Raw genomic sequence first — 16,358 nt, 5'->3', positions numbered from 1 at the left:
CACCTCTGTTTCACACCTTTCCCATATTTTTGATAAAAAATTTAAAATTTTATTTTTATCTACTTATGGTTATATTTTTAGCATTAAATTTTGCTAAATTATTTTTCTGGTCGCCATATAAAAGAATTTCAATTTATTAAACAGCATAATAATTTTAGCATTTTTTTAACAAGATTTTTCGTCATCTATTTTTTACTTTATTTTATGAGTAGAATGGAGCCTTATTAAAGGTCTTACACATATTTTGGAGAATATATGACACAACAAGTAGAACGTTCAACTTGGCAAAGTAAGTTTGCCGCAATGGGTCCGGGTATTTTAATGGCATCAGCGGCTGTAGGTGGCTCGCATATTGTTGCTTCAACCCAAGCCGGTGCAATTTATGGTTGGCAATTAGCAATTATTATTATTTTAGCGAACTTGTTTAAGTATCCGTTTTTCCGTTTTGGCGTGCAATACACACTTTCAAGCGGTAAAAGTTTATTAGAAGGTTATAAAGATAAGGGTGGTATTTATCTCGTTATTTTCTTTATTCTAAATGTGATTGCCGCAATGATTAATACGGCTGCTGTAGGCATTGTTACGGCTGCGATCTTAAAATTTATTTTTTCAGCATTAGGTGTTCCATTTGATTTAAGCATTCCAATGGCAGGGACAATCGTGATTGTAGTAACCTGGGGAATATTGCTTTTAGGGAAATATCGTTTCTTAGATTCTCTATCTAAATGGATTATGATTGCTCTAACGGTTTCAACAGTAACTGCAGTAGTGATTGCGGCTTTAAAGGGTGGAATTACAGTTGCCCCTGATTTTATTGAGCCGTCTCCGTGGAATTTAGCCGCACTGGGTTTTATTGTTGCTTTAATGGGTTGGATGCCGGCACCAATTGAAATTTCAGCAATTAACTCAATGTGGGTTATTGCTAAAAAACGTTTTAGTAAAATCAGCTATCAAGACGGTATTTTTGACTTCAACGTGGGCTATATTGGCACAGCCATTTTAGCAATTGTTTTCCTAGCATTAGGGGCATTGGTACAATATGGTTCAGGCGAACAAGTTGAGCAAGCCGGTGTAAAATACATTGCTCAATTGATCAAAATGTATGCCTTTGCAATTGGTGATTGGTCTAAGCTGTTAATTGCATTCATTGCCTTTATGTGTATGTTTGGTACAACCATTACAGTTATTGACGGATATTCTCGTGCGAATGCAGAAGCATTGCGTATTTTAACGAACCGTAAAGAGCATTCTCAAACAGAATTAGCGATCTGGCTAACACTCACATCAGCAATTGGTATCTTAATTATTAGTGTATTTATGAGTGATGTAGCAACAATGCTGAAATTTGCAATGATTTCATCGTTTGTTTCAACGCCAATTTTTGCGTGGTTAAACTTCTCATTAGTGCTGAAAGGCGAGCACCGTGTAACAGGCGGATTATTCTGGTTAGCAGTCGTTGGCTTAATTTACTTAACTGCTTTTGCATTATTATTCTTAGCACAGCAGTTTGGAATTATTGGTTAATTTAATAGAGATGAAAAAGGCGGCTAAAAATAGCTCTGTATCGAAAAGTTAGATTGATTTAATTCAAGGACTGAGTGCTGTATTCCACAGTGCTTAGTCCTTCTAGCTTCATTTGAATCGTTTCTCATCGACCGAAAAAGCTATTCATTATAAAGATAGGTATATTTTGCAGAAAATTATTCGTTTTTGACCGCTTGTATAAGCAGATAATTTAAATCTGATGGGGAGTAAGTTTTCTTTTTATCTAGTAAGATTAACTCATTGAAATTATTAGGATTATATTAGGGAAAACAATGGTGCTTGGTTGTTTCTCCAATCTGAAAATGTTAGCGAGTGAATAGGCTATTTAATAGCTGATAAAGTGTAAAAAAATATAAATTTAAGTCCTAATTTTTTCACTCAATTTCTCTGAAAAATCCTTACTTCAACCTCCATTTTGTTTTAGAATATCTGAATTAATTAGCAACATTAAAAAAATAAAAGGACACAACAATGGCATTAAAAGAGTTAGATTGGGCAAATTTAGGCTTTTCCTATATCAAAACAGATTACCGTTTCATTGCTCACTGGAAAGATGGTAAATGGAATGAAGGCGAATTAACACAAGATAACGTATTACACATTCACGAAGGCTCAACTGCATTACATTACGGACAACAATGTTTTGAGGGCTTAAAGGCTTACCGCTGCAAAGATGGTTCAATCAACTTATTCCGCCCTGATCAAAACGCAGAACGTATGCAACGTACGGCAGATCGTTTATTAATGCCACGTGTGCCGACTGAATTATTTATCCGTGCTTGCAAGGAAGTGGTTAAAGCAAACCAAGACTGGTTAGGTCCTTATGGTTCTGGTGCAACGCTTTACTTACGCCCATTTTTAATCGGCGTTGGCGAAAACATTGGTGTGAGAGCAGCTCCTGAATTTATTTTCTCCGTATTTTGCTGCCCGGTGGGAGCGTATTTTAAAGGTGGATTAGCACCATCTAACTTTATCACAACAGACTATGACCGTGCTGCTCCAATGGGTACTGGCGGCGTAAAAGTGGGCGGAAACTATGCAGCAAGTTTATTACCACACGAATTAGCAGTGGAAGAAAGTTCGGCAACCCGTAAATTTGCCGATGCGATTTATTTAGATCCGAAAACGCACACGAAAATTGAAGAAGTGGGAGCGGCAAACTTCTTTGGTATTACTAAAGATAACAAATTTATCACGCCGATTTCAGAGTCAATTTTACCAAGTATTACCAAATACTCATTGCTCCATATTGCCAAAGAACGTTTAGGTATGGAAGCGATTGAAGGCGATGTGTATATCGACCAACTTGATCAATTTATTGAAGCAGGTGCGTGCGGTACAGCCGCAGTAATCACCCCTGTTGGTGGTATTCAGCACAAAGATAAGTTCCACGTTTTTCATTCTGAAACGGAAGTCGGTCCAATTACCCGCCGTTTATATGCAGAATTAACAGGCATTCAATTTGGTGATGTTGAAGCACCGGAAGGCTGGATTGTTAAAGTAGAATAATTTTTATATCACATACAAGCGGTCAAAAAATAAGATTTTTTTACCGCTTTATTTTTTAAGAGAATATGAAAAAGTTAATTTTTTTAGGTTTAACCGCATTCGCATTAGCCGGTTGTTCATCAAGCATTTCTAATTCTAACCAATTAATTGGCAATTGGAAATGTACGATTAATTACGACGATTTTAATATTAGCACGATAGATAATCTGAAGTTTGCATCAAACGGTAATATTATCAATCAAGGCACAATTAATTACCCGCTCCAAAAACCGATTTTTATTTATTCTATACAACAAAATGGACGTTGGAATTTACAGAATAATAAAATTGTTTATCGTATCGTAACCCAGTCATTACAACGCACTCATCGTGCTGAGATATGGGCTGAATTGCAGCGTGATCCTGCTTTACAACAATTTGAAGAGAATTTATTTAGCTCTCTGTCTGATACTGAAAATAATAAAACTATTGAATTAATGGTAACGGATTTTTCTAATCAAAAAATGGAGATTAGACAGGAAGTTAAAGGGCATAAAGCTTATAAAGGACAATGTTTAAAAAGCTAGAGGAAATAATATGATTCAACGTTTTGAAGTTGGTAATCGCTTCTCAGAAGTCGCCATTCACAATGGCGTAGCATATTTAGCAGGGCAAGTGCCACTTGATGAAACAGCCGATGCTTATACTCAAACCCAGCAAGTATTGGCTGAAATTGATAAATGGTTAGCAAAAGCTAACACCGATAAAAGCAAAATTTTAATGGCAACGGTTTATTTAAAAGAGATGACAGACTATGCTGAAATGAACCGAGCGTGGGACGAATGGGTTGCCGAAAATAATGCTCCGCCCAGAGCTGCGGTTGAAGCGAAATTGGCTAATCCAAACTGGAAAGTGGAAATTGTGGTAACAGCAGCTGTATAACAAAAAGCAGATCATTGCGATCTGCTTTTATGTGAATTTCACTTAAAACTCAAAGAGTTGTGCTATTTATACATTTGCTCAATTTGTTCTTTGTAGCGTTCTAAAATCACTTTTCGTCTCAGTTTTAATGTAGGCGTAATTTCTTCCATTTTAGTTGTAAATGCTTGAGATAATAAGGTAAATTTTTGTATCTGCTCAAAACTCGCAAGATCTTTTTGCAATTCATTTATGCGTTGTTCGAACATTTTAACCACCTCAGCATTTTTTATCAGCTCTAGGCGATCTTGATAGCGGATATTCAGTTTCTTGGCGTATTCCTCAAGGCTGTCAAAGCAAGGGACAATCAATGCAGAAACATATTTTTTCGCATCAGCAATAATGGCAATTTGTTCTATAAATTTATCTTTACCAATTTTCCCTTCAACATATTGTGGGGCAATATATTTGCCATTTGAGGTTTTCATTAACTCCTTAATTCTATCTGTAATATAAAGATTACCTTGAGAATCGAGTTCCCCTGCATCCCCTGTTTTCAAAAATCCATCTGCCGTGAAAGTCTTAGCGGTTTCTTCAGGCTTTTTGTAATATCCCCTCATAACGGCTCCACTTCGTACTAAAATCTCATTTTCTTCACCGATTTTAACTTCTGTACCAGGCATTAAGATACCAATTGAATGAACATTGATATTGTTCTCTGACCAGCAGGAAACTGTGGCAGTAGTTTCAGTCATACCATACCCAAGTTTAATGTTGATACCAATACTTTGGAAAAAGGTACCTATAGAAGGATCAAGTGTTGCACCACCGCAGGGCATCATACGGATTTTTCCACCGAGAAGAGAACGTAATTTGGATAAAACCAATTTATCTGCAATGATGTATTGCAAGCGGTTTAAAAAAGTTGTTTTTTTACCAAGTAAATGGGATTGAGCCGAGCGAATAGCCCAATTAAACAAGGTTTGGCGGTGGCTTGGTGCTTGATTTACTTTATCCCATATTGCCGCATAAATTTTTTCATAGAATCTTGGTACAGCACACATTAAAGTCGGTTTTAGTGCAGTAAGAGCATCACGAACTTGATGGGGATCTTCCAAATAACAGTTTATAGCACCTCGGTGTAGAACATAATAGACCCAAGCCCGTTCAAAAATATGAGAAATGGGTAAAAATGAGAGCGATACATCATTTTCATCGATGTTCGGAAGTGCTTTATCGTGAGCCTGAAGCTGATAAGCTAAATTCGCATAATCTAGCATTACCCCTTTTGGTTCACCTGTTGTGCCTGATGTATAAATAAGAGTGAATAGGTCATCTAAACGTTTATCATTTAATCGTTGATTCAATTCAGTATCATTTGGCGATACGTTGATAAAATCTTGCCAATGTTGAGCAATTTTGATATCACGCAATTTAATAGACTGTTTCATTGCCACTATTTTTTGTAATAGTGGACACTTGTTCGCTATTTCAATAGCAATATCATATTGTTCTTGATCGCCAACAAAGAGAATTTTAATATCTGCATCGTTTAAAATATACTCAACTTGTTTAGCAGTATTCGTTGCATAAATTGGCACGCTAACGGCACGAATTTGCATTGTGCCGATATCGGCAATCGTCCAACGAGGCATATTTTGTGCAAAAATAGCCACTTTGTCTTGCACCTCAATACCACTAGCTAACAAAGCGTAAGAAAGTTCATCAATATGTTTTTGCAATGTTACCCAATTCAACTCCACCCATTTTCCATTTTGGAGAAAACGGGCTGCAGGCTGGAGAGATAACCTCTGAGCTTGTTGGTGAAAACGATTGATAAAGTGGAAGTCTAAAGATGTCATCATTCTGTTTTTAATTTTAAATTTCAGTGAACAAGTGTACTCTAATATAACTATTTTTATCCGATAAATCTAGGAAAAAGTAACAAGTGTACGCTGAAATTAGATTGGGAGTGAAGTATCAATTAGAAGATGATGTTAGCAAATTGTCTGGTGTGTAAATTTTGCAAAAAAGACCGCTTGTAATGTTTACAAGCGGTCATATTTTTTCAGATTTTTGCAACTAAATCCGTTCAATATTAAATTGTTTTAAGTCAATTACATCAGGCGTGCCATAAAACGCACATAATGCTTTACGCAAGGTTTCGGCTCGTTTAGGGAGATAACCTCGTTCTGCGTAAGTTTTTACTTGAGCATATACTGCTTGTTTGAATGCAGAATTATCGCCCGGGTTGCCGGAGAGATTATCGGCACTCGCAAAATAGCGGAAGCCGGCAGCGGTCGCGAGTACCCATTCTATTGCTTGAGGCTTAATTTCCGCACTCTCAAATTCACGTTGGCGTTCGGCAGATCTGCCGTCCGGTTCATACCAATAACCGAAATCTTCTAATTTTCGGCGTTCTTCACCAGCAACCAGCCAATGGGCAATTTCGTGCAATGCACTGCTGTAGTAGCCGTGAGCAAATAAAATCACGTTGTAAGGGCGTTCACTTTTTACGCCATCTTCTGCCAAAAAGGCAGGTAAATAGATAGGGTAATCGCCACCACGTTCTAACCGAGTATTGTATTCGGTAGCAAAGCAGTCATCAAAAATGCGAATAATATCTTCAATTTTGTGGTTTTCTTGATTCATTTTCTTCCTTTTATTCTTTTAAAGTTTATTTAACCGGTCTAAAAATTGGTTCGCTTCTAAAAAACCGGTAACACGAGATTGGCTTAATTCATTGCCGTTTTCATCAAAAAACAGGATTGTAGGTAAACCTAATACATTAAAATGTTGCATAAATGCAATGTTCTCTGTGGAGTTTTTGGTGAGATCGATCTGTAAAACAACCATCTCATTGAGCTTTTGCTGAACATTAGTATCTGTAAATGTATATTTTTCAAATTCTTTACAGGCAACACACCAATCTGCGTAGAGATCTAGCATCACTTTTTTACCTTTGGAAGCGGTCAATTTTGCCTCTAAATCTGCAAGTGAGTGAATTTGCTCTAACGTTAAGTGTTGAGTATTTTGTTTCTCGATTTGAGAGCCATTCCAAACTAAATCTGTCCAAGGCTTAGCGGCAAAGGCTAATGCTATGAGTAAAAAGATTTTGATGATTTTTTGCATTATAGAGCGAGATGGAATTGTCTCTAATAACCAAATCAAAAATGCGACGGCAAGTGCCGACCACAAAAAGGGTTCATAGTGGCTTGGCAACACGCGGCTTAATAAAAATACAGGCAGTGCAAGCATAACAAAGCCAAATGCAGTTTTGACTTTTAGCAACCATTCGCCTGATTTCGGCAGAATTTTATTACCAAATAGTGTAATAAGAATAAGCGGAAGCCCCATTCCTAATGCTAACAAGTAAAGAGCTAATCCTCCGGTTAATAAATCGCCACTTTGAGCAACATAAAGCAATGCACCTGAAAGAGGGGCTGAAGTGCAAGGGGAAGCAATTAATCCTGCGATCATACCCATTACAAAAACGCTGCCAAATGCACCGCCTTGCTGTTTTTGGCTCATCGCATTCAGTTTTTGTTGCCAGCTATTTGGTAGTTTGATTTCATACAAACCAAACATTGAGCAAGCGAGTAAAATGAAAACAATGGATAAACTAATCAATACAGGTGGACTTTGCAGTGCGACTTGGAATGGCAAACCAATTGCCGCTACAATTAAGCCAAGTAACGTATAAGTTAGAGCCATACCTTGAACATAGGCTAGGCTTAGCAAGAGGGCTTTTGCGGTAGAAGGGCGTTCTTTATTGCCAATCACAATGGCAGAAAGCAACGGTAACATTGGCAGTACGCAAGGCGTGAAAGCCAAACCTAACCCAAGCACAAAGAACCAAAAAATCGAAAAGCGGTTGTTTGATAGCTTATCGGCAAGTTTATCTTGTTCTGATTTTGCAAAATTTTCGCTATTTTCAACCGCTTGTTCTGCCAGTTCTTCAGGATTTGCGGTAAGAATACTATCGAATTTCAGTTCTAGTCGTTCGGGTGGGTAGCAAAAACCTTTGGTGCAGCCTTGATAAACCACCTCAATAGCTGCATTATCTTTAACCTCTTTAAACGGCACGGCTAATTGTAGTTCGTTGCGGTAAATTTCAACCTGCCCGAAAAATTCGTCATTATACTGCTCAGCCGCTGGGAATTTGATGTCGCCAAGTTCAATATTCTGTGGTGTAATTTTGATCTCTTTTTTGTAGAGATAATAATCTTCGGCAATGTTCCAATTAAGTAGCAGGTTTTCATTGCGGTTTTCTAACGAAAAAACAAAGGCTTCTTCCGCTTTTAAAAATTTAGGTTTAGAAGAGAAAAGCCCTGCGTGAGATGAGCCTATCATCAACAGGCTTACAAATAGGGAAAAAAGCGTCTTAATCATATTCAATCAAGCATTTTAAAATTCTATTGAGCGGATTATAACGCAATAAATTGCAAAATTCTGAAGAAATTGAACCGCTTGTACTCTTTTAACTTCGACAAGCGGTCATTTTTTAGTAAAAAATTACAATAAAATAAAAAAGTTATTGCATATTTATGCAATAATAATTACTATTCATTCATTATTTTAAAGTGTAGTAGGATTTTAACGAATGGCAATTCGCATTCAAAATGTCAATTTTTTTTACGGCTCAAACCAAGCCTTATTTGACATTAATTTAGAGATTGAAAAAGGCGACACAGTTGTCTTGCTTGGTCCAAGTGGGGCAGGCAAAAGTACCTTAATTCGTACATTAAATTTAATGGAAGTGCCGCAATCCGGCACATTAGCAATTGCAAATCATAAATTTGATTTAGCCGCGAAAACAAATAGTAAAGAAGTAAGTTTATTACGCCGTGAAGTGGGAATGGTATTTCAACAATATCACTTATGGCCACATTTGACAGTAATGCAAAACTTAATTGAAGCTCCAATGAAAGTGCTTGGGTTAAGCAAAGAAGAAGCAACAAGCCGTGCGAAAACACACTTGGCACGTTTACGTTTAAGCGAGTTTGCAGATCGTTTTCCTCTGCATCTTTCCGGTGGTCAGCAACAGCGTGTGGCAATTGCAAGAGCCCTAATGATGCAGCCACAAGTACTACTTTTTGATGAACCGACTGCAGCCCTTGATCCTGAAATTACTGCTCAAGTTGTTGATATTATTAAAGAACTTCAACAAACAGGCATCACGCAAGTGATTGTAACCCACGAAGTTGGTGTTGCTCGCAAAGTAGCAACGAAAGTGGTGTATATGGAAAAAGGTTCAATTATTGAACAAGGCGATGCAAGTTGTTTTATGCAACCAAAAACCGCTGAGTTTGCAAATTATCTTTCACACTCCTAATAAAAATAAGGAACACAACAATGAAAAAATTACTTTTAGCGACTTTAATTGCCACCTCCGCAATGGCAAACGCACAGCAAGAAATTACTTTTGCAATGGAGCCAAGCTACCCGCCTTTTGAATTAACCAATGAGAAAGGTGAAATTATCGGCTTTGATGTGGATATCGCCAATGCGATTTGTAAAGAAATTAATGCGACTTGCCACTTCAAAAGTATGTCGTTTGACTCATTAATCCCAAGTTTAGTGAAAGGTCGTGGTGGTTTTGATGCAGCAATTTCAGCAATTGATATCACAGAAGCTCGTGCAAAACAGGTGTTATTCTCTGAGCCATATTATGAAAGTTCTGCAAGCTTTATTGCGGTAAAAGATAAAGGTTTAACGCTTGAAACAGCGAAAAAAGTGGGGGTACAAAACGGTACAACTTATCAACAATATATCGCAAATGAAGCGAAGCAATATGAAGTGTCATCTTATGCTAGTTTACAAGATGCTATTTTAGACCTGAAAAATGGACGTATTGATATTATCTTTGGTGATACTGATGTGGTAAGAGAAATGTTCGATAAAAACCCTGAGTTAGGTTTTATTGGCGAAAAAATTACCGATAAAAAATACTTTAACAACGGCTTAGGTATTGCGTTAAATAAATCAAAAGCTGAGTTGGTTGAAAGTTTGAATAAAGGTATTAAAGCGATTAAAGAGAATGGCGAATACCAAAAAATCTACGATAAATGGATGACAAAATAATCTGATGTTTACTGATTATCTTCCCTTAATTTACACCGCAACCCTAATGACCTTAGGGTTAGCGGTTTGTTCTTTACTACTTGGCTTTGTGCTGTCTATTGGTTTTGTTTCCTTAGAAACTAGTAAGTGGGCTGTTGTGCGTAAAGCAACGAGTACTTTTTTAACATTACTACGCGGCTTACCGGAAATTTTGGTTGTCTTTTTGATCTATTTTGGTACGCCTGAAGTATTGGAATTGCTGACAGGGCAATATGTTGAAGTTGGACCGTTCGGTTGTGGTGTTGTGGCACTTTCATTCATTTTTGCTTCTTATGCTTCACAAAGTTTGCGTGGTGCAATTCAAGCTATTCCGCTTGGGCAGTGGGAGTCTGGAGCAGCTCTTGGTTTAAGCCGCAGTTATACTTTTATTCATATTGTAATGCCTCAAGTATGGCGACACGCTTTACCTGGGTTGAGTAACCAATGGTTAGTATTACTGAAGGATACCGCATTGGTTTCGCTTATCGGTGTTCACGATTTAATGCGTCAAACTGACTTGATTAACACTCGTACTCACGAGCCGTTCACTTGGTATGGTTTAGCAGCCTTGATTTATTTAGCGATTACCTTAATCAGCCAGGTATTTATCCGCCGTCTTGAATTGCGTTTTACTCGTTTTGAAAGAGGAGGCAGATAATATGTGGCAAGAATATTTGAGCGTGATTGCACAGGGTATTCCAACCAGTCTTGCTTTAATGGCAGTGGCATTGGTTGTTGGTTTTATATTGGCAGTAAGCCTCACTTTTTTACTTTCAATGGAAAATCGCCCGGTAAAATGGGTGGTTAATAGTTTCTTAACACTGTTTACAGGTACACCATTGTTAGTTCAGTTTTTCCTGATTTATTATGGACCGGGACAATTTGAGTGGATCACGCAAAGTGCTGTGTGGGGATTGTTTTCAGATGCTTGGTTCTGTGCCGTATTGGCATTATCATTGAACAGTGCCGCATATACGACATTATTGTTTCACGGTGCGGTAAAGGCGATTCCGAAAGGACAATGGGAAACCTGTGCAGCATTGGGTTTAAGCCGTTTAGATACGCTTAAAATTTTAATTCCTTATGCGTTAAAACGAGCTTTACCATCTTACAGTAATGAAATTATATTAGTTTTCAAAGGTACATCGCTTGCCTCAACCATTACGATTATGGATATTATGGGCTACGCTCGCCAATTATATGGCACGGAGTATGATGCTCTAACCATTTACGGAATGGCTGGTGTGATCTATTTAGTGATTACAGGCATTATGACGGTAATCCTCAGAAAATTAGAAAGCAAAGTATTAGCCTTCGAGCGACTTGAAGTAGAAAAAGCCTAATCAGTTAATATCAATAATAAAGCGGACAAATACAGATTTGTCCGCTTTTACTTTATAGATTGCGAGTTGCAAAATTTTATGAAAATTTAACCGCTTGTATTGGTTATCTCCAAGCCTTGAATTGGTTAATCAAGCCATTGGTTGAGCTATCGTGGCTGGTAATTTCTTCATTATTTTCTAGCTCAGGCAAAATGCGGTTAGCGAGTTGTTTACCAAGCTCTACGCCCCATTGGTCGAAGCTGTAGATATTGAAGATCACGCCTTGTACAAAAATTTTGTGTTCGTACATAGCAATCAATGCCCCTAAGCTATACGGTGTGATTTTTTGTACTAAGATAGAGTTAGTCGGTTTATTACCAGTGAACACTTTAAACGGCACAATTTCAGCGACTTCTTCAAGCGTTTTGCCTGCGTCCAAGAACTCTTTTTCTACTACTTCTTTGGATTTACCAAATGCGAGTGCTTCAGTTTGAGCAAAGAAGTTAGAAAGTAATTTGTTGTGATGATCGCTTAACGGATTGTGCGTTTGAGCCGGTGCAATAAAATCACAAGGAATTAATTTAGTCCCTTGATGAATTAATTGATAAAACGCGTGCTGACCGTTTGTACCGGGTTCACCCCAAATAATAGGACCTGTTTGATGCGTAACAGGCTTACCATCACGACCCACGAATTTACCGTTTGATTCCATATTGCCTTGTTGGAAATAAGCCGCAAAACGGTGCATATATTGGTCGTAAGGTAAAATTGCTTCAGATTCTGCTCCTAAGAAGTTGTTATTCCAAATCCCCACTAAAGCTAACGTTGTTGGAATATTTTGTTCAATTGGAGCTAATAAGAAGTGTTGATCCATTGCGTGAGCACCGGCAAGAAGCTGCTCAAAGTTTTCAAAGCCAAGAGAAAGGGCAATAGATAAGCCAATTGCAGACCAAAGTGAATAGCGACCACCTACCCAATCCCAAAACTCAAACATATTTTCAGTATCAATACCAAATTTTGCGACTTCTTTCGCATTAGTTGAAAGTGCCACGAAATGTTTTGCCACCGCTGATTCATCTTTAGCAAAATCCAATAGCCATTTGCGAGCTGAAAGGGCGTTAGTCATCGTCTCTTGCGTTGTAAAGGTTTTTGAAGCAACTAAAACTAAGGTCGTCTCAGGATTTACCTTGCGTAACACTTCTGCGATGTGAGTGCCATCGACATTTGATACAAAGTGCATATTCAGATGATTTTTGTAAGGACGTAATGCCTCTGTTACCATATAAGGTCCTAAGTCTGAACCACCAATGCCGATATTAATCACATCGGTAATCGCTTTGCCTGTATAGCCTTTCCACTCGCCTGAAATCACACGCTCAGAGAACGCTTTCATTTTAGCTAATACAGCCTTCACTTCCGGCATTACATCTTTACCATCAACAGCAATTGGCGTATTAGAACGGTTACGCAATGCTACGTGTAAAACGGCACGATTTTCGGTACGGTTAATTTTTTGACCTGAGAACATTGCCTTTTTAGCTGAATCCAGACCACATTCATTTGCTAATTGGCGAAGAAGGGTTAAGGTTTTGTCATTAATCGCATTTTTAGAAAAATCGACCAGCAATTCATTTTCAAAACGAAGGGAGTATTTATCAAAACGGCTGGCATCTTCGGCGAAAAGTTGAGGAATGGAGAGGTTATCTGCTTTATGCTGAGTCAAAGCATTCCAAGCAAAGGTTTGAACAGGATTGATTTTCTGCATTTTTTATTTCCTTTTACGAATTTACAAATTGAAATCGGTTTAGGATTGAGCATCTTTATTTAATTCATCAAGACGCTTTTCTAATTCATTTAATTTCTCGCGCGTGCGAAGTAAAACTTGCGATTGAACATCAAACTCTTCACGAGTTACTACATCAAGGCGAGCAAGCTGAGCTTGTAGAATCTGTTTGAATTTTTCATCTAGATCGTTACCTACATTTTTTAGACTTTGGGGTAACGCATTGTGTAATTGTTGAGCAATAGCTTCTAAGTTTTTAGGCGTGAGCATTTTCTAATTCCTTACAATAAAATTATCCTAATTCTAGTTAATTTTAGGTATAAGAGAAAGTAAATTCTTTGATTTATTGCGTTAGTTGGTGCTATTTAAATAGCCTTTTATCTTATTTCTCTGTAAAATGCCGCCTTTCGTAAAATATAAGCCAAAATTATTCACAATCCTTGTAAGGATTGTTCACAACTTCGCTGCCGTTGGCAAAGCCAACATTCAAAAAGCGATGTTTTTTGTAACCGCTTGTATTGACTAATTCGTGGTTCGCAAACCTCCCACGCAAAAAAACTAAGGACATAAAATGACAATTCAAACTCCAAAAGCCGTTGTGATTTTTTCAGGCGGTCAAGACTCTACCACTTGTTTATTCCAAGCCATTGCTGAATTTGGTAAAGAAAATGTGGAAGTGGTTACTTTCCAATATGGACAACGCCATTCTATTGAACTTGAAAAAGCTGAATGGATCGCCAAAGATTTAGGCGTGAAACAAACGCTCATTGATACTTCTGTGATTAAAGCCATTACCACCAATGCGTTAATGGATAATAGTGCTAAAATTGAGCAACAAGGTAGCACGCCTAATACTTTTGTTGATGGGCGTAATGCACTTTTTCTGCTTTATACCGCCATTTATGCTAAAGGGCAGGGTATCCAAACTATCTTTACCGGTGTGTGTGAAACCGATTTTAGTGGCTATCCGGATTGCCGAGATGTATTCGTGAAATCGATGAATGTTACGCTAAATTTAGCAATGGATTATAACTTCAATATTCGCACACCATTAATGTATCTGACTAAAAAGGAAACTTGGGCATTAGCCGATAAATTAGGGGCTTTTGATTATATTCGTGAGCATACCCACACTTGTTATTTAGGCATTGAAGGCGGTTGCCACGACTGCCCGAGTTGCATTTTGCGAGAAAAAGGTTTGAATGAATATTTGGCGGAAAGAGGACAATCCAATGTTTAAAATTGCAAAAGAATTTAGTTTTGATATGGCACATATGCTTGATGGACACGATGGAAAATGCCAAAACCTGCACGGACATACTTATAAATTGCAAGTTGAAGTAGCAGGAGAACTGTTCCAAGAAGGAGCAAAACGTGGAATGGTGATGGATTATTCGGATCTAAAGGCAATAGTGAAAACCCATATTTTAGAGCCGATGGATCACGCCTTTATCTACGATTTACACAACGAACGCGAAAGCCAAGTGGCACAATTGCTTATCGATTTAAAATCGAAAGTTTACGGTATTCCAAGCCGGACGACAGCAGAAGAAATGGCAAAATATATGTTTGAAAAGCTCGAGAAAGTAGGGTTGCCGGTAAGTTTAATTCGCCTGTGGGAAACGCCAACGTCTTATTGTGAGTACAGCAAATAATGGCAGAACTGATTTCTAACCCAAGCTTTCCGATTGTTGAAATTTTTGAGAGTTTGCAGGGCGAGGGTTTTAACACCGGAATGCCTTCAATTTTTGTGCGTTTTGGCAAATGTAATCTCACTTGCCCGTGGTGCGACACCAATTACAATCAATTTGAGCAATGGACGTTAAATGAGATTCTTGCCAAAGTAAGAAGTTATTCGGCAAAAAATATCATCATCACCGGTGGAGAGCCAACTATTCAGCCCAATTTATCGCTATTACTTAATCAACTAAAAAAAGAAGGCTATTTTTTAGCGATTGAAACTAACGGTTTAAAGGAAATACCACCGCAAATTGATTATATAGCAACTAGCCCAAAACGAATGTATCAAGAAAAATATCAACGCCGTTGCATTGAATTTGCTAATGAAGTGCGAGTAGTAGTGGATGGTGAGGTTCAAACGTTTTGTGAGCAATTGGAAAATAAAATTAAAGCAGAGCATTATTACCTTTCGCCTTGTGAAAAAGAGGGAAAAATGAATTTGTTGGAAACCATCACCCAGATTGGGTTATTAAATCAGCGTCCAAATAAGCCTAAATGGCAACTAAGTATCCAAACGCATAAAATTGTGGGGATTGAATAAGTAGAAGTTAGAAGATGATTTTCTTCAATTTAAAAGACTGAGCCGATATTATCCAGACTCAGTCTTTTTATTTCAGTTTTTAGCAGAAGATAACTTTATTTTTTCTCGCTAACCATTATAGCTTGCCAATTATCGCTTTTTGCTTCACCGATTAAGTATTTTTGGTCAGAATTACCAGCCTTTGAATCAATAAACTTAGTTTCCATAATTGCTTTTTCCATTCCTGGAGTATAGCTTTTTTGATTTTGGGTTAAAATTGCCGTAATAATTGGGTTACCTTCTGTTGGGGTAATCTCTAACTGCTTTATATCACCTTTAATAGTAAATATATCAGAATTCCCGTCTTTCACTTTTCCTTGAGCTTGACCATTTTCAAATTGAATTTCTACATCACCCAATTTGCTGATACGTGCGGCAAATTCTTTAGTATGTGGATTTGAACCATATACAAATCCTTCTTTTTTATGGTAAGTTGCTTTTAATTTATCAGAGATATTATTATTTACTCGTTTCTCATCATACACGACAAAATATTGACTGAATTTATCGGCAGCATCGACAAGGTTTTTGCTATTTGTATCGTTATAGTAGCCATAGAATAGATCATCGCTACTGCGGATAAGAAAATCGCTAGAGAGTTGTTCAGCATTAATATCAGCCAAATTTAATACGAGAAAATCTTTTTCTTCAATAATTTGTTTACCGCTTACCACATCAAATTTTGGCTTTGTGCCAGCTTGATCCACCAAAGTGAATCTACTAAGCTCAAGAGTTTGAGCGTCTTTATTGAGTTTTACTGAACCAATTTTCTCAAAAGAAGCGTCAATTTTTTGTGATTGTGGCTGTGGTACGGGCGGAGTAAGCTCTGTTTGAGGAGCATTTTCTACCTGAGGAGCATTTTCTACCTGAGGAGCATTTT

At 37.6% G+C, this 16,358-nt stretch carries 17 protein-coding genes and 1 riboswitch; of the genes, 11 read left to right on the top strand and 6 right to left on the bottom strand.

Translation table 11 applies throughout. The features are described from left to right. Nucleotides 1–255 precede the first annotated feature (255 nt). From V6W77_RS07540 to V6W77_RS07525, 4 genes are all read left to right on the top strand, one after another. Nucleotides 256–1,524: an NRAMP family divalent metal transporter gene (locus V6W77_RS07540; RefSeq protein WP_334232032.1), complete on the top strand. Its 1,269-nt coding sequence runs from the start codon at nt 256–258 to the stop codon at nt 1,522–1,524. 492 nt (nt 1,525–2,016) lie between these two features. Continuing rightward, complete coding sequence (locus V6W77_RS07535) at nt 2,017–3,054, top strand: branched-chain amino acid aminotransferase (protein WP_334254265.1); 1,038 nt, start codon at nt 2,017–2,019, stop codon at nt 3,052–3,054. A 65-nt stretch (nt 3,055–3,119) separates the two neighbouring features. Beyond that, nucleotides 3,120–3,620 carry a membrane lipoprotein lipid attachment site-containing protein gene (locus V6W77_RS07530; RefSeq protein ID WP_025216866.1) on the top strand — a complete coding sequence of 167 codons (501 nt, stop codon included), beginning with the start codon at nt 3,120–3,122 and terminating at the stop codon, nt 3,618–3,620. A 10-nt stretch (nt 3,621–3,630) separates the two neighbouring features. Next, nucleotides 3,631–3,975 carry a RidA family protein gene (locus tag V6W77_RS07525; protein WP_025235483.1) on the top strand — a complete coding sequence of 115 codons (345 nt, stop codon included), beginning with the start codon at nt 3,631–3,633 and terminating at the stop codon, nt 3,973–3,975. A 62-nt stretch (nt 3,976–4,037) separates the two neighbouring features. Here the strand turns inward: V6W77_RS07525 and V6W77_RS07520 are convergent, their stop codons facing one another. The 3 genes from V6W77_RS07520 to V6W77_RS07510 all read right to left on the bottom strand — a co-directional run bounded on the left by V6W77_RS07520 (nt 4,038) and on the right by V6W77_RS07510 (nt 8,343). After that, nucleotides 4,038–5,813: an AMP-dependent synthetase/ligase gene (locus tag V6W77_RS07520; protein WP_334254355.1), complete on the bottom strand. Its 1,776-nt coding sequence runs from the start codon at nt 5,811–5,813 to the stop codon at nt 4,038–4,040. 220 nt (nt 5,814–6,033) lie between these two features. After that, entirely contained in the window at nt 6,034–6,603 is a 570-nt protein-coding gene (locus tag V6W77_RS07515) for an elongation factor P hydroxylase (protein ID WP_334254264.1), read from the bottom strand. Between the two features lie 18 nt (nt 6,604–6,621). Beyond that, entirely contained in the window at nt 6,622–8,343 is a 1,722-nt protein-coding gene (locus V6W77_RS07510) for a protein-disulfide reductase DsbD (protein ID WP_334254263.1), read from the bottom strand. Between the two features lie 211 nt (nt 8,344–8,554). Between V6W77_RS07510 and artP the strand changes: the two genes are divergently transcribed. The 4 genes from artP to artM are packed head-to-tail and all read left to right on the top strand — an operon-like array spanning nt 8,555 to nt 11,396. Further along, nucleotides 8,555–9,286: an arginine ABC transporter ATP-binding protein ArtP gene (gene artP / locus V6W77_RS07505; protein ID WP_025235487.1), complete on the top strand. Its 732-nt coding sequence runs from the start codon at nt 8,555–8,557 to the stop codon at nt 9,284–9,286. Between the two features lie 20 nt (nt 9,287–9,306). Then, nucleotides 9,307–10,035 carry a transporter substrate-binding domain-containing protein gene (locus V6W77_RS07500; protein WP_334254262.1) on the top strand — a complete coding sequence of 243 codons (729 nt, stop codon included), beginning with the start codon at nt 9,307–9,309 and terminating at the stop codon, nt 10,033–10,035. 4 nt (nt 10,036–10,039) lie between these two features. Next, nucleotides 10,040–10,711 (top strand): arginine ABC transporter permease ArtQ, encoded by a 672-nt coding sequence (gene artQ / locus V6W77_RS07495; RefSeq protein WP_025216873.1) that lies wholly within the window; start codon nt 10,040–10,042, stop codon nt 10,709–10,711. Nucleotide 10,712: 1 nt separating this feature from the next. Continuing rightward, nucleotides 10,713–11,396, top strand: coding sequence for an arginine ABC transporter permease ArtM (artM, locus tag V6W77_RS07490; RefSeq protein WP_025216874.1), 684 nt, complete (start codon nt 10,713–10,715; stop codon nt 11,394–11,396). Between the two features lie 103 nt (nt 11,397–11,499). Here the strand turns inward: artM and pgi are convergent, their stop codons facing one another. Beyond that, nucleotides 11,500–13,140 (bottom strand): glucose-6-phosphate isomerase, encoded by a 1,641-nt coding sequence (gene pgi, locus V6W77_RS07485; protein ID WP_283387010.1) that lies wholly within the window; start codon nt 13,138–13,140, stop codon nt 11,500–11,502. A 39-nt stretch (nt 13,141–13,179) separates the two neighbouring features. Continuing rightward, the gene (gene ubiK, locus V6W77_RS07480; RefSeq protein ID WP_334254261.1) at nt 13,180–13,428 is read right to left on the bottom strand and encodes a ubiquinone biosynthesis accessory factor UbiK; all 249 of its coding nucleotides are present in this window, start codon (nt 13,426–13,428) and stop codon (nt 13,180–13,182) included. 253 nt (nt 13,429–13,681) lie between these two features. After that, nucleotides 13,682–13,726: riboswitch (PreQ1 riboswitch) on the top strand. A gap of 3 nt (nt 13,727–13,729) precedes the next feature. Here ubiK and queC point away from each other — a divergent pair. From queC to V6W77_RS07465, 3 genes are read left to right on the top strand one after another with little or no spacing between them, the layout of a single operon-like run. After that, nucleotides 13,730–14,398, top strand: a complete 669-nt coding sequence (gene queC, locus V6W77_RS07475) for a 7-cyano-7-deazaguanine synthase QueC (protein WP_283387011.1) — start codon at nt 13,730–13,732, stop codon at nt 14,396–14,398. Next, complete coding sequence (gene queD / locus V6W77_RS07470) at nt 14,391–14,813, top strand: 6-carboxytetrahydropterin synthase QueD (RefSeq protein WP_283387012.1); 423 nt, start codon at nt 14,391–14,393, stop codon at nt 14,811–14,813. Before queC ends, queD begins: the two co-directional genes overlap by 8 nt. Beyond that, complete coding sequence (locus V6W77_RS07465) at nt 14,813–15,439, top strand: 7-carboxy-7-deazaguanine synthase QueE (RefSeq protein WP_025235494.1); 627 nt, start codon at nt 14,813–14,815, stop codon at nt 15,437–15,439. Before queD ends, V6W77_RS07465 begins: the two co-directional genes overlap by 1 nt. 95 nt (nt 15,440–15,534) lie before the next feature. Here the strand turns inward: V6W77_RS07465 and V6W77_RS07460 are convergent. After that, on the bottom strand, nt 15,535–16,358 hold an 824-nt coding region (locus V6W77_RS07460; protein ID WP_334254260.1), incomplete at its 5' end, for a hypothetical protein.

The organism is Mannheimia indoligenes (assembly GCF_036880405.1).
Lineage (GTDB): Bacteria > Pseudomonadota > Gammaproteobacteria > Enterobacterales > Pasteurellaceae > Mannheimia > Mannheimia indoligenes.
Note: the sequence above shows the minus strand (reverse complement) of the source record. Positions and strands in the feature narration are given on the sequence as shown.

Excerpts from the sequence above, each read along its gene's own strand:
- V6W77_RS07540 (WP_334232032.1), top strand. The coding sequence starts at position 256 with ATGACACAACAAGTAGAACGTTCAACTTGGCAAAGTAAGTTTGCCGCA.
- V6W77_RS07535 (WP_334254265.1), top strand. The coding sequence starts at position 2,017 with ATGGCATTAAAAGAGTTAGATTGGGCAAATTTAGGCTTTTCCTATATC.
- V6W77_RS07530 (WP_025216866.1), top strand. The coding sequence starts at position 3,120 with ATGAAAAAGTTAATTTTTTTAGGTTTAACCGCATTCGCATTAGCCGGT.
- V6W77_RS07525 (WP_025235483.1), top strand. The coding sequence starts at position 3,631 with ATGATTCAACGTTTTGAAGTTGGTAATCGCTTCTCAGAAGTCGCCATT.
- V6W77_RS07520 (WP_334254355.1), bottom strand. The coding sequence starts at position 5,813 with ATGACATCTTTAGACTTCCACTTTATCAATCGTTTTCACCAACAAGCT.
- V6W77_RS07515 (WP_334254264.1), bottom strand. The coding sequence starts at position 6,603 with ATGAATCAAGAAAACCACAAAATTGAAGATATTATTCGCATTTTTGAT.
- V6W77_RS07510 (WP_334254263.1), bottom strand. The coding sequence starts at position 8,343 with ATGATTAAGACGCTTTTTTCCCTATTTGTAAGCCTGTTGATGATAGGC.
- artP (WP_025235487.1), top strand. The coding sequence starts at position 8,555 with ATGGCAATTCGCATTCAAAATGTCAATTTTTTTTACGGCTCAAACCAA.
- V6W77_RS07500 (WP_334254262.1), top strand. The coding sequence starts at position 9,307 with ATGAAAAAATTACTTTTAGCGACTTTAATTGCCACCTCCGCAATGGCA.
- artQ (WP_025216873.1), top strand. The coding sequence starts at position 10,040 with ATGTTTACTGATTATCTTCCCTTAATTTACACCGCAACCCTAATGACC.
- artM (WP_025216874.1), top strand. The coding sequence starts at position 10,713 with ATGTGGCAAGAATATTTGAGCGTGATTGCACAGGGTATTCCAACCAGT.
- pgi (WP_283387010.1), bottom strand. The coding sequence starts at position 13,140 with ATGCAGAAAATCAATCCTGTTCAAACCTTTGCTTGGAATGCTTTGACT.
- ubiK (WP_334254261.1), bottom strand. The coding sequence starts at position 13,428 with ATGCTCACGCCTAAAAACTTAGAAGCTATTGCTCAACAATTACACAAT.
- queC (WP_283387011.1), top strand. The coding sequence starts at position 13,730 with ATGACAATTCAAACTCCAAAAGCCGTTGTGATTTTTTCAGGCGGTCAA.
- queD (WP_283387012.1), top strand. The coding sequence starts at position 14,391 with ATGTTTAAAATTGCAAAAGAATTTAGTTTTGATATGGCACATATGCTT.
- V6W77_RS07465 (WP_025235494.1), top strand. The coding sequence starts at position 14,813 with ATGGCAGAACTGATTTCTAACCCAAGCTTTCCGATTGTTGAAATTTTT.